General features: G+C 58.7%; 16 protein-coding genes. 2 read left to right on the forward strand and 14 right to left on the reverse strand.

Features of this window, described 5'->3' with window-relative positions; translation table 11 throughout:
- A partial coding sequence (locus tag AC1DRJ_RS07950) for an Ig-like domain-containing protein (RefSeq protein WP_477801630.1) occupies positions 1-3,231 on the forward strand: 3,231 nt, incomplete at its 5' end.
- A 576-nt stretch (positions 3,232-3,807) separates the two neighbouring features.
- On the opposite strand, the gene AC1DRJ_RS07955 is transcribed toward AC1DRJ_RS07950, so the two are convergent.
- Complete coding sequence (locus AC1DRJ_RS07955; protein ID WP_477801631.1) at positions 3,808-4,935, reverse strand: GGDEF domain-containing protein; 1,128 nt, start codon at positions 4,933-4,935, stop codon at positions 3,808-3,810.
- Between the two features lie 71 nt (positions 4,936-5,006).
- Positions 5,007-5,576 (reverse strand): YceI family protein, encoded by a 570-nt coding sequence (locus AC1DRJ_RS07960; protein ID WP_477801632.1) that lies wholly within the window; start codon positions 5,574-5,576, stop codon positions 5,007-5,009.
- A 208-nt stretch (positions 5,577-5,784) separates the two neighbouring features.
- On the opposite strand from AC1DRJ_RS07960, the gene AC1DRJ_RS07965 reads away from it, so the two are divergent.
- Entirely contained in the window at positions 5,785-6,531 is a 747-nt protein-coding gene (locus tag AC1DRJ_RS07965; protein WP_477801633.1) for an SDR family oxidoreductase, read from the forward strand.
- Between the two features lie 112 nt (positions 6,532-6,643).
- Here the strand turns inward: AC1DRJ_RS07965 and AC1DRJ_RS07970 are convergent, their stop codons facing one another.
- The 12 genes from AC1DRJ_RS07970 to hydA all read right to left on the reverse strand — a co-directional run bounded on the left by AC1DRJ_RS07970 (position 6,644) and on the right by hydA (position 18,047).
- Positions 6,644-7,291 carry a hypothetical protein gene (locus AC1DRJ_RS07970; protein WP_477801634.1) on the reverse strand — a complete coding sequence of 216 codons (648 nt, stop codon included), beginning with the start codon at positions 7,289-7,291 and terminating at the stop codon, positions 6,644-6,646.
- A 542-nt stretch (positions 7,292-7,833) separates the two neighbouring features.
- The gene (locus AC1DRJ_RS07975; protein ID WP_477801635.1) at positions 7,834-8,514 is read right to left on the reverse strand and encodes a phosphoribosyltransferase; all 681 of its coding nucleotides are present in this window, start codon (positions 8,512-8,514) and stop codon (positions 7,834-7,836) included.
- 94 nt (positions 8,515-8,608) lie between these two features.
- Complete coding sequence (locus tag AC1DRJ_RS07980) at positions 8,609-9,967, reverse strand: MATE family efflux transporter (protein WP_477801636.1); 1,359 nt, start codon at positions 9,965-9,967, stop codon at positions 8,609-8,611.
- Positions 9,968-10,091: 124 nt separating this feature from the next.
- On the reverse strand, positions 10,092-11,312 hold the full coding sequence (gene arsJ, locus AC1DRJ_RS07985) for an organoarsenical effux MFS transporter ArsJ (protein ID WP_477801637.1): 1,221 nt from the start codon (positions 11,310-11,312) through the stop codon (positions 10,092-10,094).
- 9 nt (positions 11,313-11,321) lie between these two features.
- Positions 11,322-12,326, reverse strand: coding sequence for an ArsJ-associated glyceraldehyde-3-phosphate dehydrogenase (locus tag AC1DRJ_RS07990; protein WP_477801638.1), 1,005 nt, complete (start codon positions 12,324-12,326; stop codon positions 11,322-11,324).
- A 47-nt stretch (positions 12,327-12,373) separates the two neighbouring features.
- Entirely contained in the window at positions 12,374-13,090 is a 717-nt protein-coding gene (gene arsH, locus AC1DRJ_RS07995; RefSeq protein ID WP_477801639.1) for an arsenical resistance protein ArsH, read from the reverse strand.
- 33 nt (positions 13,091-13,123) lie between these two features.
- Entirely contained in the window at positions 13,124-13,492 is a 369-nt protein-coding gene (locus tag AC1DRJ_RS08000) for a metalloregulator ArsR/SmtB family transcription factor (protein ID WP_477801640.1), read from the reverse strand.
- A 226-nt stretch (positions 13,493-13,718) separates the two neighbouring features.
- The gene (locus AC1DRJ_RS08005) at positions 13,719-14,045 is read right to left on the reverse strand and encodes an AzlD domain-containing protein (RefSeq protein ID WP_477801641.1); all 327 of its coding nucleotides are present in this window, start codon (positions 14,043-14,045) and stop codon (positions 13,719-13,721) included.
- A complete protein-coding gene (locus AC1DRJ_RS08010; protein WP_477801642.1) occupies positions 14,042-14,776 on the reverse strand; it encodes an AzlC family ABC transporter permease in 735 nt (244 codons plus the stop codon). The genes AC1DRJ_RS08005 and AC1DRJ_RS08010 overlap by 4 nt, the downstream gene beginning before the upstream one ends.
- A 35-nt stretch (positions 14,777-14,811) precedes the next feature.
- The gene (locus AC1DRJ_RS08015) at positions 14,812-15,507 is read right to left on the reverse strand and encodes a tRNA (adenine(22)-N(1))-methyltransferase (protein WP_477801643.1); all 696 of its coding nucleotides are present in this window, start codon (positions 15,505-15,507) and stop codon (positions 14,812-14,814) included.
- 360 nt (positions 15,508-15,867) lie between these two features.
- Entirely contained in the window at positions 15,868-16,614 is a 747-nt protein-coding gene (locus tag AC1DRJ_RS08020) for a 2-keto-4-pentenoate hydratase (protein ID WP_477801644.1), read from the reverse strand.
- Positions 16,611-18,047 carry a dihydropyrimidinase gene (gene hydA, locus AC1DRJ_RS08025; protein ID WP_477801645.1) on the reverse strand — a complete coding sequence of 479 codons (1,437 nt, stop codon included), beginning with the start codon at positions 18,045-18,047 and terminating at the stop codon, positions 16,611-16,613. Before hydA ends, AC1DRJ_RS08020 begins: the two co-directional genes overlap by 4 nt.
- Between the last annotated feature and the right edge of the window lie 181 nt (positions 18,048-18,228).

Raw genomic sequence — 18,228 nt, forward strand, 5'->3', positions numbered from 1 at the left:
GATCCGGCCGCTGCACTGGAAGCACTGAAGACCATGCCAACGACGAACCAGGGTTCATATGCCCTGCCCAACGGCGTGTATGGCAACAAGGGCACGACCCGCATCGATAACGTGCTGCCACCTGCGGCGCAAACGACGTTCAACTTCCCCACGAACGGCAAGCCCAGCCCGCTGTTTGGTGCGCTACCGTTCACCCAGCAACTGCTGCTGTTCGAAGAATTTGGCACGGAAAAACTCGACCCGACCCTGCCGCAACCGCCGCTGTCGTTCCCTGTGCCGCTCGCCGGCCCGGCGCCTGCGCAAGATCCGAACAGCATCGCTCGCAGCGGCCCGTCGGCCGCGGCACTGGAAGCCTTCATGCGCCAGCCGGGGCTGTACCCGTTTCCGTCGCAGTTTTCCAACGTGCTCGACCGCAATCCGTGGAAGGCGCAGATTGAAGCCTTCCTCAATCGCCATCCGGTCGGTTCGCCGGCTGAAGGACGGCCACCAGGAAAAGGCTGGTCGCATCAACGCTGGAACGAGTTCTACCCGCAGGTCGCTTTCAAAACCGTGCAAGCGGGCGCCAAACTCAACGGCGGCATGCGCGACCGCCGGCAATTGCACAACTACGCCGTCGGTGAGTTCGGGCCGGGCGGGCTCTACAACCAGACCTCGGACAACCCGATCATTGCAGGCACTACCAAAGGCATCGATACCCGCTTTCACCCCAAGATGCCGATTCAGAACCACAAGTCGCTTTGGACCTTCGACGGCACCTTTCCGGTAAAGCTGCTGATGGTGCGTTATGGCCAACCGGTGCTGATGCGTCACTACAACGCCCTGCCGATCGACCCGTCAGCCAATGCCGGTTTCGGTCTGCACACCCTCAGCACCCACGAACACAACGGGCACTCTCCGGCTGAAAGCGACGGGTACTCCAATGCATTTTTCTTCCCGGGGCAGTATTACGACTATCGCTGGCCGGTCCAGCTGGCCGGTTACGACAGCATCAACACTACGGCGCAGGATCCGCGCGCGGCGTTCCCCTGTGCACCCGGCGAAACCCTTTACGTCAACGACGCCAGTCCCGGGTTGAAAACCTGCGACAACGGCACCATCAAAATCCGTGGCGACTGGCGCGAAACCATGAGCACGCACTGGTTCCACGACCACATGCTCGATTTCACCGCGCAAAACGTCTACAAGGGTAACGCGGTGATGATGAATTACTACAGTGCTTTGGATCGCGGTAACGAGGCCATCCAGGACGGCGTCAACCTGCGCCTGCCCAGCGGTTCGGCACTGCCGTGGGGCAACCGTGACTACGATGTGAACCTGATGATCGCCGACAAGGCCTGGGACGCAAACGGCCAATTGTGGTTCAACCCGTTCAACACCGACGGCTTTCTCGGCGACCAGATCCTGGTCAACTGGCAGTACCAACCGGTGCTGAAAGTGCGGGCGCGTAGCTATCGGTTCCGCATCCTCAATGGTTCGGTATCACGCTACTTCAGACTGGCGCTAGTACGCCAGATCAACGGCAGCGGCGGCGAGTTTCCAGGCCCGGTGGGTTCCGGGATTTCCTACAACCGCGTGCCGTTTCACATGATCGCCAACGACGGCAACATCATGGCGCATACCCTGCCCTTCGACGGCAGCATGGACCTCGATGGCGACGGTGATGTTCAGGATCACAACGCCATTCTGCCGGTCCAAGGCATCGCCGAACGCTATGACATCATTGTCAACTTTGCGAAATATGGCATCAGCCCCGGCGACAAGATTTTCCTGGTCAACCTGATGGACCACCAGACCGGTAAAGGCCCGGAGAAAATAGAACTGTCGCTGGCCGACGTGCTGTCCGAAAAATACAAAGCGACGCTCAAGGTCACCAGTAATGGCCTGAAATGGGAAAACGGCGATCCGGCTGTGGGCAGGTTCCTGCAATTTCTGGTACAGCCTTACGCCGGTCAGGACCAGAGCATGGACCCGGTCGCCTATGAGCCAGCAAAACCCGGCAAGCCCGCAGGCAAGATCATGATCCCGCTGACCATCGACCGCGACAACCCCAATGACCAGGCCAAACTCGCCACAGCACGGCATCGCGAGTTCATTTTCGGACGTTCCGACGGCACCGACGAAGCCCCCTGGACCGTCAAGACCGATGGCGGTTTCGGTTACAGCATGGACCCACGCCGGTTAGATGCCGCGCCGCAATTGGCCACCGGTCCGACGGAAGCCGGCTTCTCTGGCGACGGCACTCTCGAAGTGTGGAAAATCGTCAATGGCGGCAACGGCTGGACTCACCCGGTGCATGTGCATTTCGAGGAAGGCGTAGTTCTCAGTCGCGACGGCAAGGCACCGCCGGATTGGGAAAAATGGGCACGCAAGGACGTCTATCGCATTGGCGAAGGCATCGACAGTTCAGAGAATGTGGTAGTGGCGCTGCGCTTCCGCGAGTTTGCCGGCACTTACATGGAGCACTGTCACAACACCCAGCATGAAGACAACTCGATGCTGTTGCGCTGGGATGTCGAGAATCCCGGCCAGTTCCAGTTGATGCCAACGCCCTTGCCGGGTTGGGACGGAGTCACCTACGTCGCCTCCGTGGCGCTGCCTACCTTCCGCACCGGCGATAAACGTGACGATAACCAGGGAGACAACCAAAAACCCGTGGCCAACCCCGACAGCGCTACCAGCAATAGTAGCGCGCCGGTAACCATCAACGTGCTGGCCAACGACACCGATCCCGACGGTAATCTGCCGCTCAAGGTGGTTGAACTGAACCAGCCGGATTCGGGCAAAGGCGCCGTCAGCACCGACGGTTTACGGGTGATCTACACCCCACCGGCCATCGTCCYCGCACCGTTCACCGCAACCTTCACCTATCGGGCCAGCGATGCCAAGGACGCGAAGTCGGACCCGGCGACAGTGTCCGTCAATGTCACCGCAGCAGCCGCCAACGAGACTCTGGCGGTTACCAGCGCTTTCGTCACCGTTCGTACCGACAATCGCTACACTTGGGATATTTCCGGGACCACCACGCGTTTTGCCGGCAACAGCGTGACGGTGACCGTGACCTCTACCGCCGGGACGCTTAATCTGGGCAAAGCCACGCTCACGCAAGTCGGCACGGGTGCGAAATGGCGAGTGCTAGTGGCGACCGCTGGTGCCGGGCCGGCGCCAAACGCGACCATCACTGTCACGTCTGCGCTTGGCAAGACGATAACAGCGCCGATCAGCGTGCGTTAAAGCGGCATCGACAGGCCCCCCGTGGCGAGGGGGCTTGCCCCGTTGGGCAGCGAAGCGGCCCAAAAAAATGGGCCTGCTACGTCCAACGGGGCGATGCGGCGTTCCGACAAGCCCCTCACCACAGGACAGCGGTTACACGGGTGGTTCAATCGTATCCAACACCCGGTTCGCCGTGATCTCCGCTGCCATCATTCGCTGCGAAACGAAAATAAGGTGGCAAGTGTACGCGGGTTCGCAGACCAGGACTCTAGGAACCCGGTAGACCCGAAGGCCTCCCACGCACAGCCGCCATGACATGAGTGACAGACCTATGAAGTATCTGCTCACGGACGGAAGACGTTGTGCGTCTAGAGATTACCCAGGCTGCGAAACCCGATCACTGATGGGCAGTGACGGGAACCAAATTACCGAGCAAGCCCAAGGCGCACAAGCCGGCGGATTCTGGCGTAGCCGTAGGCAACGGCGCAAGGTTTTGTAGCTTTCAGGACGTATCCTTGAGGACGTTTAAACAAACACCTTCCACCGATGTTTAACAGGCAGACCCACACGCCCTTTCAGGCCCACCCTGCCCCGCCCTTATTCTGAAACAGCCACTTGATTTCGCCCGCGCGCCTTCGCCCGATAGAGCGCCTTGTCCGCATTGTCCATCAAACTTTGCAGATCATTGTTCTGGAACTCCATGGAGGCGACACCGAGACTGGCCGATATGCGGTGGACGGGGCTGGACATCAAACCAGCGATCGCCTGGATCAGTTGCTCGGCCAAATTAACGGCGACCTCTATGGAGGTGTCCGGCAGCAGGATGGCGAACTCCTCGCCACCCAACCGGCCGTAGACGTCTGTGTCGCGAAAACAGCCGCTGATGACGCCCCCCATCTGACGCAATACCTGGTCGCCGACCTGATGGCCGTAGGTGTCATTGATGTGCTTGAAGTGATCCATATCCAGCATCACCACGCACAGTGGCAACCGCTTGTATTGGCAGTCATTGAACAATTGCTGCGCGCGCTCAAAAAAAGCCCGGCGGTTTTTCAATCCCGTGAGTTCATCGGTTTGTGCGGCATGCGTGGAAATGCGGTGCGCCTGCTCCATTTCACGGGTCAGGCGAAAAGCCGTTTCCAGGGCCTCGGACAGTTTGCGAGTCGCGTTGACGACAAATGAGGCAAACACCAGAACCGCCAGCGCCATACCGAATTGCAGGGTCGACTGTTGAAATAACAGCCACGTGGTACACGGCAACAACACCAGGCCAATTGACGCTAACGTCATGGACCGATAGGACGAGTAACACGACACGGCACTGACTGACATGCCGACGGCAAAGAGTATGACCAGCGACTGGGCCAGCAAGTCGTCATACGGCATGATCGCCAAAGCGCCTGCGCCCCAGATACCGGCAGACAACATCAGCGTTGTCCAATAGGTCTGCTCCCAGCGTTGAGGTGTGCGCTGACTGTCCGGGCAACGAAAATAGGCAACAAACATTCCGACGCGCAGCAATGATGATGCGGTCAGCAGTCCAATCCAGACGAACACGATGCTGTGATCAATACGCTCCCAGCACAGCCAACACAGCATGATTGCGGCCAGGTAACTGCCCAACACAGCAGACACGGATTGGTGGAATAGCTGACGCAGACGGTCACCACGCACTTGCGCGGTGATGAACGCCTCTTGGTCGTGCCGAACTCCTGGGCCAGCCATTTGATCCTCCTGATCATGATGCTGCGACAAAAAACGATTGTGACACCCAGTCACCCGGGTAAACAAACGGCTTACTGCTGCGGCGCAACCATCTTGAACCGGATATTGATGTCGTCGGAAACGACGGCATCGGCATATTCACCGTCGCCGACTTTGAAATCGCTGCGCTTGAGTGTTAACTGGCCATCGAAGATCCCGACGGCTTTCTCCGCTTTCAGGTGGACCGGAACCTCTACTTCGCGGGTGACGCCTCTGAGCGTCAGCTTGCCGGCGATCGTGTACTTGTCGTCACCCTGGGCTTTCACGCCGGTCGATTCAAAGGTCGCCACAGGATAAGCCGCCGAATCAAACCACGCAGGCTTTTGCAATTCAGCGTTGGCGTCACTGCTGCCGGCATTAATGCTGTCGAGCTGGATGGTGAGCGACGCATGAGCCGCTGCGGGGTTGGCCGTATCGAAATCTAGCGAGGCTTCAAACTTTTCAAACGTGCCATACACCCGCGAGCTGAACTGGTTGTACGTGAACGAGATCTTGCTCGCGGCTTGATTGACTTGCGTGTATTGGACCGCTTGGGCACAGGGCAAAAAAAGGAAGGTGAACAAAGCCGCCAGTACCGCGAGCCGCGGGAATCGAACAGTCATGGGATTCTCCGGTCAAGGCGTTCGGTCATGAGCCGAAATGCCTGCACACGCAGGCCACCAATAGGAGGACTAAAGCAAAGAACCACCGTTTATTCCACCTGCTGCGCGGACTTCCGACCACTTGTCGGCCAATCCGGCCCAGCGCCCTGTCCTGCCACCTGTGCGGGTCTTTAATTACCGATGCACTTACCGCGTCGGGAGACTGGACATGAAGATCGTCGTTATCGGAGGTACCGGGCTGATCGGCAGTAAAGTCTGCAAAAACTTGCAGGATCTGGGCCATGAAGCTTTCGCGGCGTCACCGAGTACCGGCGTGAATGTCATCAGCGGCGAAGGACTGACGGAGGCATTGAAGGGCGCCGACGTGGTGGTCGACGTGGCGAACTCGCCCTCTTTCGAGGACCACGCGGCGTTGCATTTTTTTGAGACCGCCGGGCACAACCTGTTGGCGGCGGAGAAAATCGACGGCGTCAAACACCATGTGGCCCTGTCGGTTGTCGGCACCGAACGGATGCTCGACAGCGGTTACTTCCGGGCAAAAATGGCGCAGGAAAATCTCATCAAGAAGTCGGGCATTCCCTACACCATTGTGCGGGCGACGCAGTTCTTTGAGTTTATCCATGCCATTGCTCACTCCGGGCGTGAGGAAAGCGACACCATTCACCTGACGTCCGCCGCGTTGCAACCGGTGGCCTCGGATGATGTCGCGACGGCGCTAACAACGATCGCGCTGCAGGCGCCTGCCAATCAGACCGTCGAAGTGGCTGGCCCTGATAACCGCCCTCTCATTGAGTTCGCAAGCRACTACCTGAAGCACACCAAGGACCCGCGCCAACCCATTGCGGACGACACCGTTCCTTACTTCGGTGCGTCGATCAATGATCAGTCGCTGACACCGGGCGCCAACCCTATTGTGGGCACGACCCGGTTTCAGGACTGGCTCAAGACTCACTAGGAAACTGCAAAAAAAAACGACCTCCTTGATGCGGGCATTAGTTGCCCTGCACAAAGGAGGTCGTTTCTGACAGGCTTTGAACCAGCCTGTAAGGCTTACTTGCTTGACCGGCTTAACAAGCGCCCGCGAAAGTCCGCGGATACGCAACGGCGTAGTCCGGTTGTTTCGCCCGTTGAGTCAACACAAGCATCGTCAGGAAACCCAGAGCAATCAGCACCGGATAAGCCATCAACAGTTCAGTCAGGGAATACTTCCAGGCCAGCGGACGCCCGATGCCCAACATGGCCGCATACATCCAGGAGACTGCCGATAGCGAACCGCAGAACAGCGCCAGCATCCGGGCGCTGAACTCGAGATTGAGCAATGAGCCTGCCTTTTGCAGAGCGGGCAAAACCAGGCGATGCAATACGATACCGTTATAAGTCAGCAACGCAACAATAATAACTTTGGCTTGAAGTTTTGGATTCATGAAGTAGTTCATACCTTTCTCGAGGTAATCAATACCAATGATCGCGGTACCGGTTACCCACAAAGCTATCAACGCAACAACGACAGACTTCTGAAGACTTTCCATGTGAGCATTATCATGCTCCGTAAATGTTTTTCGCTTAAATAGATCTTTGACCATCGCAATATCACTGGTCAATACCAAACCAATGGCGACACAACAGGCAACCAAATGGACATAAACAACGCCCATTCGTAAAAACTCCATGAATTCTTTATTTTCAATCAGGCTCATAATTGTATTTATCGCCACGGTACGTTCTCCACCTTTATTCGACAGTACTGATCGATGCTCTACAGGTTATGTACTTATTCCAAAACACCTGTTCGATCTACTGATTCAAGATAAGCCAAATCATAGACTTGGCACGGCTAAGTTCATTGACTCGCAAGGCGAACCAACAATCTGCTTAAGTATTTCTCCCGGGATTCAGTAAAAAAAATCCCCATAGCATTCGATGCACATGAGGTTCACTTTTCCACTTCTTTACTACGGCTAACTGGTGCAGGCCATGAATGACTGCTGAAGAATGAGAGCCCCAGAATACTCGAATGTTCATTTTCTGAGCACACTACCGACAAACGGTAGTTAGAATTTGTGACTTCTTGCTTCGATACTAAGTCATCAACTTCCCTGACAGGCCCATGACCACTGGCCTGCTTAATTTACATGGACTTCCTGATAAATTTATTGGATCCACTAGTTGCTGGCGCTGCCAAGGGGGGTTTTAATAGCGAGCGGCTCGCATTCAGGACCAACAACTAAAACAGTCATACTTTTTACGTTGGCAACTCTCAGGATGGATCGGCGCAGTCCTCTTTCGCCCAGGCCCGATGCAACAGCCTGATGACTTCCGCATCCGAGGTCTGGGAAAAATCCATGTACCAATGCCCAATCGACATCAACCATTCAGGCATGATGGGGCAGATCAATTCATCCACTTCACTGCGCAACGCCTCGACTGTTTCGGGTGGCCCCACCGGCACTGCAACCACGATTCGAGACGGTGCATGCACCCGCGCAGCGAGGATCGCTGCCATCATCGAGGCGCCTGTTGCCAGGCCATCGTCGATCAGAATCACCACTTGATCCTTGAGTTGAACCGGCGCGCGCGTTCCCCGGTAAACCTGCTCGCGCCGCAACAGCTCCCGCGTCTCCCGGGCGACCACCGCATCGAATGCGACCTTATCAATCGGATGCGCCCGCAACGCCTGTTCATTGAGAATCTGGATGCCGCCGCTGGCTATCGCGCCCATGGCGAACTCCTCGTGCGACGGCACCCCGAGCTTGCGCACCAGCATCAAGTCGAGGCGAACGTCCAGTGCCGAGGCCACTTCATAGGCCACCGGCACGCCGCCACGAGGCAAAGCGAGAACGATCACTTCCGGGCGATGAGCGTAGGCGAGCAACGGCGCCACCAGGCGCCGACCGGCCGCTGTCCGGTCCTGTAAAACGATGTTCGAAGGGGGACTCATTTGAAAACCTCCTCAGGCGATCACGCCCGTCGGTTTCATCACGCAGTCCCAGAGAATTGTCGGCCTGACCGTGACCGACATCAAGCCGCGCCGCTTACACCAATCGCTGGATTTTCTGATGTCGCCAAACGAACTGGTAGTAAGCCGTCTGCAACGCCAGCATCCCCAGATACGCCACCGGAAACGCCATCCACACGCCCTGCAAACCAAAATGCCCATCCAGCAGATACGCCACCGGCAATTGCACCAACACCACGCAAACAATCGACACCGCCATCGGCACCAACACCGTGCCGCTGGCGCGCATGATGCCGCCGACAATCGCCTGAAAACCAAACACCAACAGACTCCAGAGCATGATGTGCAACAAGTGTTCGGCCATCGCGCGCGTGGAGTCATCAGTCAGGAACAGCCCCAGCAACCAGTGCGACAACAGGTAACCCAGCAGCACCAACCCGCCGGTCAGGCACACATTGATCAGCAGCCCCGTGCGCAAAATCGGCCCCATACGCTCGATGTGCCCTGCCCCAATCGCCTGCGCCCCGAGAATCGATGCCGTGATTGCGATCGACAGCGCCGGAAACTGCACGTAGTTGACGATCTGCGTCACGGCCCCATAGGCCGCCGTCGCTTGCGAGCCGTGCTGGTTCACCAGCGCCAGAATCACCAACTCCGAGACCGACAACACCACCATCTGCAACCCGGTCGGCAAGCCGATGCGCAGCACCTTGCCGAGAATCACCCGATCCAGCTTCATTGCCGCAAACATCTCCCGGTCCGGCGCCAACGGATGCCCCTTGCGGATCAACCGCCACGCCAACCACCCCATCGCCGACAAGTTACCCGCCAACCCGGCATACGCCGCACTCTGAATCCCCATAATCGGCAAGCCGAACCAACCACGAATCAACATTGGCGTCAGCGCCAGCCCTATACACGTCGACACCACCAAGGCGATCAGCGGCGACAACGTATCGCTCACCCCGCGCAGCAGTTGGGTAAACAGCACGTAGACCAGCAGCGACGGCATAATCCACATCATCACGTGGGCGTAGGACACCGCGTCGTCCAGCACATCGGCCGGCGTGCCCAAACCCTGCAAGGCTGGCCTGGCGAACACGCTGCCCAGCACCGCGGCGGACAGGCCGATCATTGCGCCCAACAGCAAGGTGGTCGCGGCAATAGCCTTTACCAGATGCGATTCGCGCGCGCCCCAAGCCTGGCCGATCAACACACTGGCACCCGCGCCGAGACCGATAACCAGGGCGATGAAGAAGAAGACGATGGGAAACATGCCTGACACGGCCGCCAGGGCTTGGGTGCCGAGCATCTGGCCGATGTAGATGCTGTTGACGGTGCCTGACATGGATTGGAGGAAATTCGACAGGACCATCGGGGCGAGGAACAGGAGGTAGGTTTTCCAAAGCGGGGTTGATTGGGTGGGGATTTGCATGGAGGGGCCGTCTCGGACTGGGGCGCGGTGTGAGGATTCTACGCCAGGGCAGTGATATCAGGCCGCTCTTGTTCAGGGGATTTGCAGAGCATGGCACGTCATGCCTGCTATCGCCCGATAGCAGTTATTCACTCAGCGCGTGACGGGGCAATGCAATTGAAATCAACGCGGSAAGCAGCACGAACGCACTCGATATCCATAGGCACGCCCCCAACCCATACACCTGGTAAACCCAGCCGGATAGCACCGTGCCGATCAACCGCCCCAAGGCATTCGACATGTAATAAAACCCCACATCCAGTGAAACGCCGTCTTCCTTGGCGTAGGACACGATCAGGTAGCTGTGCAACGACGAATTCACTGCGAACAGCACGCCAAAAATCATCAGCCCACCCAGCAGCACTGCCTGTTGCGACAGCCCGGTGTTCAACCCGAGCGCGATTGCCGCCGGCAGGCCCGCCAGGGCAAGTGCCCATAAAAACGCTGCACGGCCATCCGGCACGTGACCATGTTTCTTTCCGGTGATGTTCGGCGCGAAGGATTGCACGATGCCGTAGCCAATCACCCAGGCCGCCAGGAAGCCGCCAACCTTCCAGAAGTCCCAGCCGAAGACACTGCTCAGGTACACCGGCAAAGCCACCACAAACCAGACATCGCGAGCGCCGAACAGAAACATCCGCGCTGCCGAGAGAATGTTGATCGCCCGGCTCTTGGACAGGATGTCGCGAAACTTCGGCTTGGCTTTCGCCTTGCCCAGGTCCTTTTTCAACAGGATCAAGCTGCTGATCCAGATCAGAGCCAGGACACCTGCCATCGCCAGCAAGGCGCCTTTGAAGCCAATCACTGCCAGCAAGGCTCCGCCCAGGAAGAAACCGACACCCTTGAGTGCGTTCTTCGAGCCGGTAAGGATCGCCACCCACTGGTAGAGCGTGCCCTGCTGCCCCTCCGGAACCAGCAGCTTGATCGAGCTTTTGGCACTCATCTTGTTCAGGTCTTTGGCAATCCCCGACAGCGCCTGAGCCCCCATCACCCATGGGATGGTCAGCCAGGCGACAGGAACTGTCAGCATCAGCAGCGTCGCGACCTGGAGGCCCAGCCCGATGTTCATGGTTCGGTTCAGACCCAGCCGGGCACCGAGATAACCACCCACCAGGTTGGTGATCACGCCAAACAGTTCGTAGAACAGAAACAATGCCGCGATTTGCAGTGGGCTGTAGCCCAACGCGTGAAAGTGCAGCACCACCAACATGCGTAAAGCGCCGTCAGTGAGGGTGAAGGCCCAGTAGTTGCCCGTGACGAGCAAGTACTGCCGCACTTCTGGAGCGAGGGCTGACAACGCTTTCATGACCGCTCCTCAGACGGCCAGACCGACCATTCTGGCCAGTTCGACGGTGCGGTTGGCATAGCCCCATTCGTTGTCGTACCAGGCATAGAGTTTGACCTGGGTGCCGTTGATGACCATGGTCGACAGCGCATCAATGATCGATGAGCGCGGATCGGTACGGTAGTCGATGGACACCAGTGGTCGCTCTTCAAAACCGAGGATGTCTTTGAGCTCATTCTCGGAAGCGTCCTTGAGGAACTGATTGACCTCTTCGACAGTGGTGGCCCGCTCGACTTCAAAGACACAGTCCGTCAGCGAAGCGTTGGCCAGCGGCACACGCACGGCATGACCATTGAGGCGTCCGCGCAATTCCGGGAAGATTTCAGCGATGGCCGTGGCCGATCCGGTGCTGGTCGGAATCAGGCTCATGCCCGAAGCACGCGCACGGCGCAGATCCTTGTGCGGCTGGTCGAGAATGCTCTGTGTGTTGGTCAGGTCGTGAATCGTGGTGATCGAACCGTGACGAATACCCAGTTTTTCGTGGATCACTTTGACGACGGGTGCGAGGCAATTGGTGGTGCACGAAGCGGCAGTGATGATGCGATGTTGCGCCGCATTGAACAGTTGATGATTGACGCCCATAACGATGTTCAAAGCGCCCTCTTCCTTCACGGGAGCGCTGACCACTACGCGCTTCACTCCTTGGTCGAGGTACGCCTGAAGCACGGCGACGGTTTTCATCTTGCCGCTGGCTTCAATCACCAGATCACAGCCCGACCAATCGGTGTCGGCAATCGCCTTGTTGGCCGTTACCTTGATGCGTTTGCCGTCGATGACGATGCTGTCGCTCTCGGAATCAGCCTGGTAATTCCAACGGCCATGCACCGAGTCGAAGTTCAACAGGTGCGCATGAGTCGCCGCGTCACCGGCGGGATCGTTGATCTGCACGAATTCGAACTCGGGCCAGCTCCAGGCTGCTCGCAAAGCGAGGCGACCGATCCGGCCAAAACCATTGATGCCAACTTTGATAGTCATGTTGTTGTCTCTGAATCTGTTGTCAGTGGGCATTCGACCGGACGTCCTCAGATGGAGCGCTGATTGACACGCTTCATGAGTTCTTCCGCCGACTCTTTGCGCTCGGAATAACGATCAACCAGATAGTCCTGACGGTCACGAAGCAGCAGCGTGAACTTCACCAGCTCTTCCATCACATCAACGACGCGGTCATAGAACGGAGAAGGTTTCATCCGGCCGTTATCGTCGAATTCCATATAGGCCTTCGGCACAGAAGACTGGTTGGGGATGGTGAACATACGCATCCAACGTCCCAGCACCCGCAGCTGATTGACCACGTTGAACGATTGCGAGCCACCGCACACCTGCATGACGGCGAGAGTTTTGCCCTGGGTCGGCCGTACCGCCCCCATGGACAGAGGCACCCAGTCGATCTGCGCTTTGAACACTGCGCTCATATTTCCGTGACGCTCTGGAGAGCACCAGACCTGTCCCTCTGACCACAACACCAAGTCGCGCAGCTCCTTCACACGAGGGTGATCGTCTGGTGCGTCATCTGGCAGCGGCAAGCCCGATGGATTGAATATCCGGGTCTCGGCACCAAAGTGCTCCAGCAGCCGAGCGGCCTCTTCTACCATCAGGCGACTGAAGGAGCGCTCACGGGTCGATCCGTACAGCAGCAAAATGCGCGGTTTGTGGATGGAGGTCTTTGCGATACCGAGTTTTTCTGCCGATGGGAGATCAATCAGTTCGGTATCGAGTTGGGGCATATGGTCATCAAACATAGTCTTTGTCCTGCGCAATGGCGGCTCTTGGATTCATCGAACGCTTTCACAGCAGGTCAGTGCCCGTTGAGGACGGTCACCCATTCCATCAAGACGTTTGGCGTCAGGGCTCAACCAATGCGCGTTGCTTTCGAGCACTGTGGTCAGCACTTGATGGACCCAATCGGGGAGATTCGGGTGCAGTCGGTAATACACCCATTGGCCTTGCCGACGGTCAGACAACAAACCGCAGCTGCGCAACTGCGCGAGGTGTCTGGAGACTTTTGGCTGGCTCTCATCCAGTGCGCAGGTCAGCTCGCAAACACATAGCTCTCCTTCACGGGTGATGAGCAGCATTGTGCGCACCCGAGTGTCGTCAGCCAGGCATTTGAAAACTGTGGTCGGTGTCAGCGGGTCAGTCATTTCGTTTCTCAGTGTTTGTTTATGACTGATCGAAACGCTCCCCAGCGAAAGGACACGGGCTTTGCTGGTCAGAGTGAAGTCTCAGCTCATATACGGGATAACGAATATATGGTTTTCCGCATATAAGGTAAATAGTCGACTTCAGATTAAAACGATTGGATTGCGCCGCCCTCTTCAACGAAAGCTCACCCTGCTGTTCGAGTCGTACCGGCGGCGCATGGACGCATTACATACCCAAAAACTTGAAAAGCCACAAAGCTCCCATCCCGACCGCCAGCGTCAGGACAGTATTTCGAGTCTGCCAAGCGACCCACGCAGCAATAATGGCGGCGGGTATCTGAGGGTTATTCAACACGAACGCACCCTGCCCGTTGGGGTACACCACGGCAGGTAGTACAAGGGCGGCCAGCACACTCGCCGGGACATACAGCAAGGCCCGCCTCAGTAGTGCCGGGATTCGAAACCGGCCATAGAGTTCGACAAAGGAAAGTCGCATGGCGAACGTTCCCACACCGACCGCCAGGAACAGCCCCCATAAGGCTAAATCACTCATGATGTCTCCCTCTCGATGTCATGGGTCCGCGTATCGCTGCTTTTGCGAAAACGCTCGATCAGCAGACCCGCCATCACACCGCCGATGGAAGCGGTTACCAGCCCAAGGTTAAAGGGCATATCGACCGCAAACACGGCAAGCAACCCGCCGACCGAAGCGGCACCCAGACTCGCTGCACTGCGTATACCGGGAACCAGAAGCGCCAGGAAAGAAAGCGGTATGGCAAAGCTCAAGGACCAGGACTCGGGGATGCTTGCTCCCAAGTAGACGCCGGCCAGTACCGACAGTTGCCATGTCAGCCACATGGCAACAGCGGTGCCGGCATAGTAGTGGTGTGCAAACTGCCCCAGCTCCCCGGAGGAAAGCTTTAGACTGGACAGTGCATAGGACTGGTCAGAAAGCATGTAGGACATAGGCCATGTCCAGCGCCGGGGTAAATGATGCAGATGGGGGGCCAGTGACGCGCTGTACATGATGAAGCGCAAGTTGATGACCAGGGCCGTGACCACAATCGCCAACGGCACAACGCCCGTATGGAGCAGTTGCAGTGCGACCATTTGAGCGGATCCTGAATAGAACAGCAGCGTCATGCCCATGGTCGTGCCAGGCGACAGGCCCATATTGATTGCCATGACCCCCGTCAGCAAGCCGAATGGAACGACACCGGGACTCAATGGAAGGAGCGCCCGGACGCCTTGCATAAACGCTTCTCTTCCTGTTCGGTAAGGCATTCCTACTCCTTATAGCCCAGACACCCTGGACGGGCTCAAGCCAGCAACTCGGTGATCCACCGGGCCTGCCGGGCGATGACCTGCACTTTCTCCTCGGGCACGGCCTGTCGCGCCCGGGCGAAGTTGCTCAAGGTCTTGTGCTTCTCTCGCAGTATGCGCTGCCACTTGAACAGGAACGCCGGGCTGCGGGCCTGCATCTGCAACGGGCCGAAATACAGTTCCTCGTCGGTGTACATCACCGGCCCGTCGCGCTCGGCGACGATGATTTCGTAGTCGAAACGGTTTTCCCGCAGCAATTCCTCGCAGAGGATGCGATAGCCATTGCCCATCAACCATTGGCGCAGCGGCTGCTCGCCGCCGTTGGGTTGCAGGATCAGACGCTCCTGGCCACTCAGGTGCGCCTTGCCGTTGTCGAGAATGTCACGGATCGTCTCGCCGCCCATGCCACAGATGCTGATCGCCGTGATCCCGTCTCCCGGCTCGATCGCCGCCAGGCCGTTGGCCAGGCGCACGGTGATCCGCTGGTCGAAGTCATTCTCGCGCACGGTACGCTCGGCCGAGAGGAACGGCGTCAATGCCACTTCGCCGGCCACCGCCGCTTCGATGACACCCCGGCGCATCAACGCCACCGGCAGGTAGCCGTGATCCGAACCGATATCGGCCAGGCGCGCACCTGCCGGCACATGGGCCGCCACGCGCTCCAGGCGCATGGACAATGTCTGTTCGTTCAACTGCTGTTCCTTTTCACCACGAACGTCCGGCACCTTAGCCAGATCGGGAGGCGATTCTGCCGGGCAATGCGGTGCAATTCAAATTCCGGCGACCACGGCCATTAACTGCGCTCCAGCCAGGCACGGGCGATTTCTTCACGTGTAGCGAACCAGACCCCATCGTGTTGCCTGGCATATTCGATGAATTGCTTGATCGCCCTCACCCGCCCATGGCGGCCCACCATGCGTGGATGAACCCGATCGACATCATGCGGGGTCCTTCAGCGGACTCCTCATAAAGGACCCCGAAGCTTTCTTTCATGTACTCGCAATGTGCCGGCTGGCTCCGCAAACTGAAAATCAGCAAGCCTTCGAAACGCATCAAGTCGACAAGGCAACCCGTCCTATCCCGGCAAACTCAACTTCCACTTGCATCCCGGCCGACGCCCAGTAGATACCGGTCCAGCTACCACAAGCCACCAGGTCACCTGCTCGCAAGGGGCTGCCCAGTGCTGCAGCGTGACGCGCCAGCCACGGCAGCGAACTCAGCGGCTCACCGAATGGATGGCTGCCAACGCCGACGAACTCAGGCTCCCCGGCCACCCGCAACGTCACCTGTTGTCTTGACCAATCCGGCATTTCCCCCAGCGTTTGCGATTCACCGAGTACCAGCGCGCGGTTGAGTTGCTGGTCGGCCAGCCGAAGCAGTGGCGCGGCCTGATCGCCCTGCAGCCAGCGCGTGCCACACAGTTCGATGCCCGGCATCCACACATCGACCGCCGTACAGGCCATGGCCAGATCAGTGTGCTGGTCGAGGTCGCGCGACAGGCGCACGATCAGTTCTCCCTCGATCCCGAAACCGAAGGCATCGCCCGGCGGAACCTGCCAACCCGACGGGTGTACCGCCATTGCCGGTACCCCGGCGGCGCTGATCAGCCCTCCCGGAGCGCCGCCCAGTTTCCAGGCCGCTGGCGGCCCGGAGGCGAACCAGCCGAGGGCATCCGCTACCTGGTGCTGCACGGCATAGGCTTCGGCTTCGCTAGCCAGTTCCAGGGTTGGCAACGGTTGTTGGCGCCCCTCACGCCAACCACGAATCAGGATGGCGGCCACCTGCGCGACCGCACTCACAATGGCAACTCAGTCTTACGTCGGCGCAGTTGCGCGGGCGCCGGGCGCTCGCACGGCAGAAACTGACCGCGACCAGCCTCACCGCGCGGCTCGCCATCCCAGACCACCTCACCGCGAGACAGGGTCATGGCCGGCCAGGCGCTCAGCGTCATGCCGGCGTAAGGGGTGTAATCGACGTTGTGGTGCAGCATTTCGTTGCACAGGTGCACCGACTCACCTTCGCTCCAGATCACCAGGTCGGCATCCGCGCCAATAGCGATGCTGCCCTTGCGCGGATACAGCCCATACATCTTGGCGGCATTCGTGGAGGTCAGCGCAACAAAGCTTTGCGGGGTGATGCGCCCAGTGCGCACGCCTTCGGACCAGAGCAGTGCCATGCGGGTTTCGACACCGGGAATGCCGTTGGCGATCTGGTCGAACGACAGCTCTTCACCGTGGGCCTTCTTGCCATTCGGGCCATCGAAGCGAAAGGGTGCGTGGTCTGACGAGAAAATCTCGAACGAGCCGTTCTCCAGGCCATCCCAGATCACCTGCTGGTTTGCGGCATCGCGCGGCGGCGGGCTGCAGATGCACTTGGCACCTTCGAAGCTGTCGTCACACCCCAGCGAGTCGGCGGTCAGGAACAGGTATTGCGGGCAGGTTTCGGCGTACACCTTCAACCCCTGGCTCTGGGCCCAGCGAATCTGCTCCACGGCCTCGCGACCCGACACGTGCACGATCAGGATCGGCACGTCCACCAGTTCGGCAAGGGCGATGGCACGATGGGTCGCTTCGCGCTCCACCAGCATCGGCCGCGACGCGCAGTGGTAGCGCGGTGCAGTCAGCCCGGCCGCCAGTAGTCGCTCGGTAAGCCAGGCGATGCAATCGCTGTTCTCGGCGTGGACCATCACCATGGCGCCCTCACGGCGCGCGACCGACAACGTCTCGAGAATCTCCCGGTCGCCCAGCTTCAGCGCATCGTAGGTCATGTAGATCTTGAACGATGTATAGCCTTCAGCAATCAAGGCCGGCAGTTCTTCAAGCAGCACCTGCGGGGTGGGGTCGGTGACGATCAGGTGGAAGGCATAATCGATCACCGGCTTGTTACCCGCCCGACGATGGTAGTCATCCACGGCAGAGCGCAGACTTTCGCCCTTCTGCTGGCAGGCGAACGGGATGACGGTGGTGGTGCCGCCGCAGGCCGCCGAGACCGTGCCGCTGAAGAAGTCATCGGCCATCACCGAGCCGTCGCCAGTCGGCTGGTCGAGGTGCACGTGGCTGTCGATGCCACCGGGGGTGACATGCCGGCCTGCCGCGTCGATTTCCTGGTGACCTTGCGGCAGGTCCAGGCCAAGGGAGACGATGCGCCCATCACGAATACCGATATCGCTGGTGAACGTGTCCGCGGCGGTTACCACGCGGGCGTTGCGAATCACCGTATCAAAAGGTTGCATATCAGGCCTCTTCCAGAAGTAACCGGCCCCAGCCGGTCAGGCGGGCTGGCTGTTCCCCCTGAACTCTTTCACCACAGTGGGGAATAGCACATCATTTTTTTGATCCGGCGTGATTGCCACGCAATCAAGTTCGTTCAAGCCAGGCTCGAGCGATTTCTTCACGCGTGGCGAACCAGACCCC

The sequence above is a fragment of the Pseudomonas sp. P5_B2 genome (assembly GCF_056400445.1).

Excerpts from the sequence above, each read along its gene's own strand:
- AC1DRJ_RS07990 (WP_477801638.1), bottom strand. The coding sequence starts at position 12,326 with ATGACTATCAAAGTTGGCATCAATGGTTTTGGCCGGATCGGTCGCCTC.
- AC1DRJ_RS07975 (WP_477801635.1), bottom strand. The coding sequence starts at position 8,514 with ATGAGTCCCCCTTCGAACATCGTTTTACAGGACCGGACAGCGGCCGGT.
- AC1DRJ_RS07955 (WP_477801631.1), bottom strand. The coding sequence starts at position 4,935 with ATGGCTGGCCCAGGAGTTCGGCACGACCAAGAGGCGTTCATCACCGCG.
- AC1DRJ_RS08010 (WP_477801642.1), bottom strand. The coding sequence starts at position 14,776 with ATGCCTTACCGAACAGGAAGAGAAGCGTTTATGCAAGGCGTCCGGGCG.
- AC1DRJ_RS08000 (WP_477801640.1), bottom strand. The coding sequence starts at position 13,492 with ATGACTGACCCGCTGACACCGACCACAGTTTTCAAATGCCTGGCTGAC.
- hydA (WP_477801645.1), bottom strand. The coding sequence starts at position 18,047 with ATGCAACCTTTTGATACGGTGATTCGCAACGCCCGCGTGGTAACCGCC.
- arsH (WP_477801639.1), bottom strand. The coding sequence starts at position 13,090 with ATGTTTGATGACCATATGCCCCAACTCGATACCGAACTGATTGATCTC.
- AC1DRJ_RS07980 (WP_477801636.1), bottom strand. The coding sequence starts at position 9,967 with ATGCAAATCCCCACCCAATCAACCCCGCTTTGGAAAACCTACCTCCTG.
- AC1DRJ_RS08005 (WP_477801641.1), bottom strand. The coding sequence starts at position 14,045 with ATGAGTGATTTAGCCTTATGGGGGCTGTTCCTGGCGGTCGGTGTGGGA.
- AC1DRJ_RS07960 (WP_477801632.1), bottom strand. The coding sequence starts at position 5,576 with ATGACTGTTCGATTCCCGCGGCTCGCGGTACTGGCGGCTTTGTTCACC.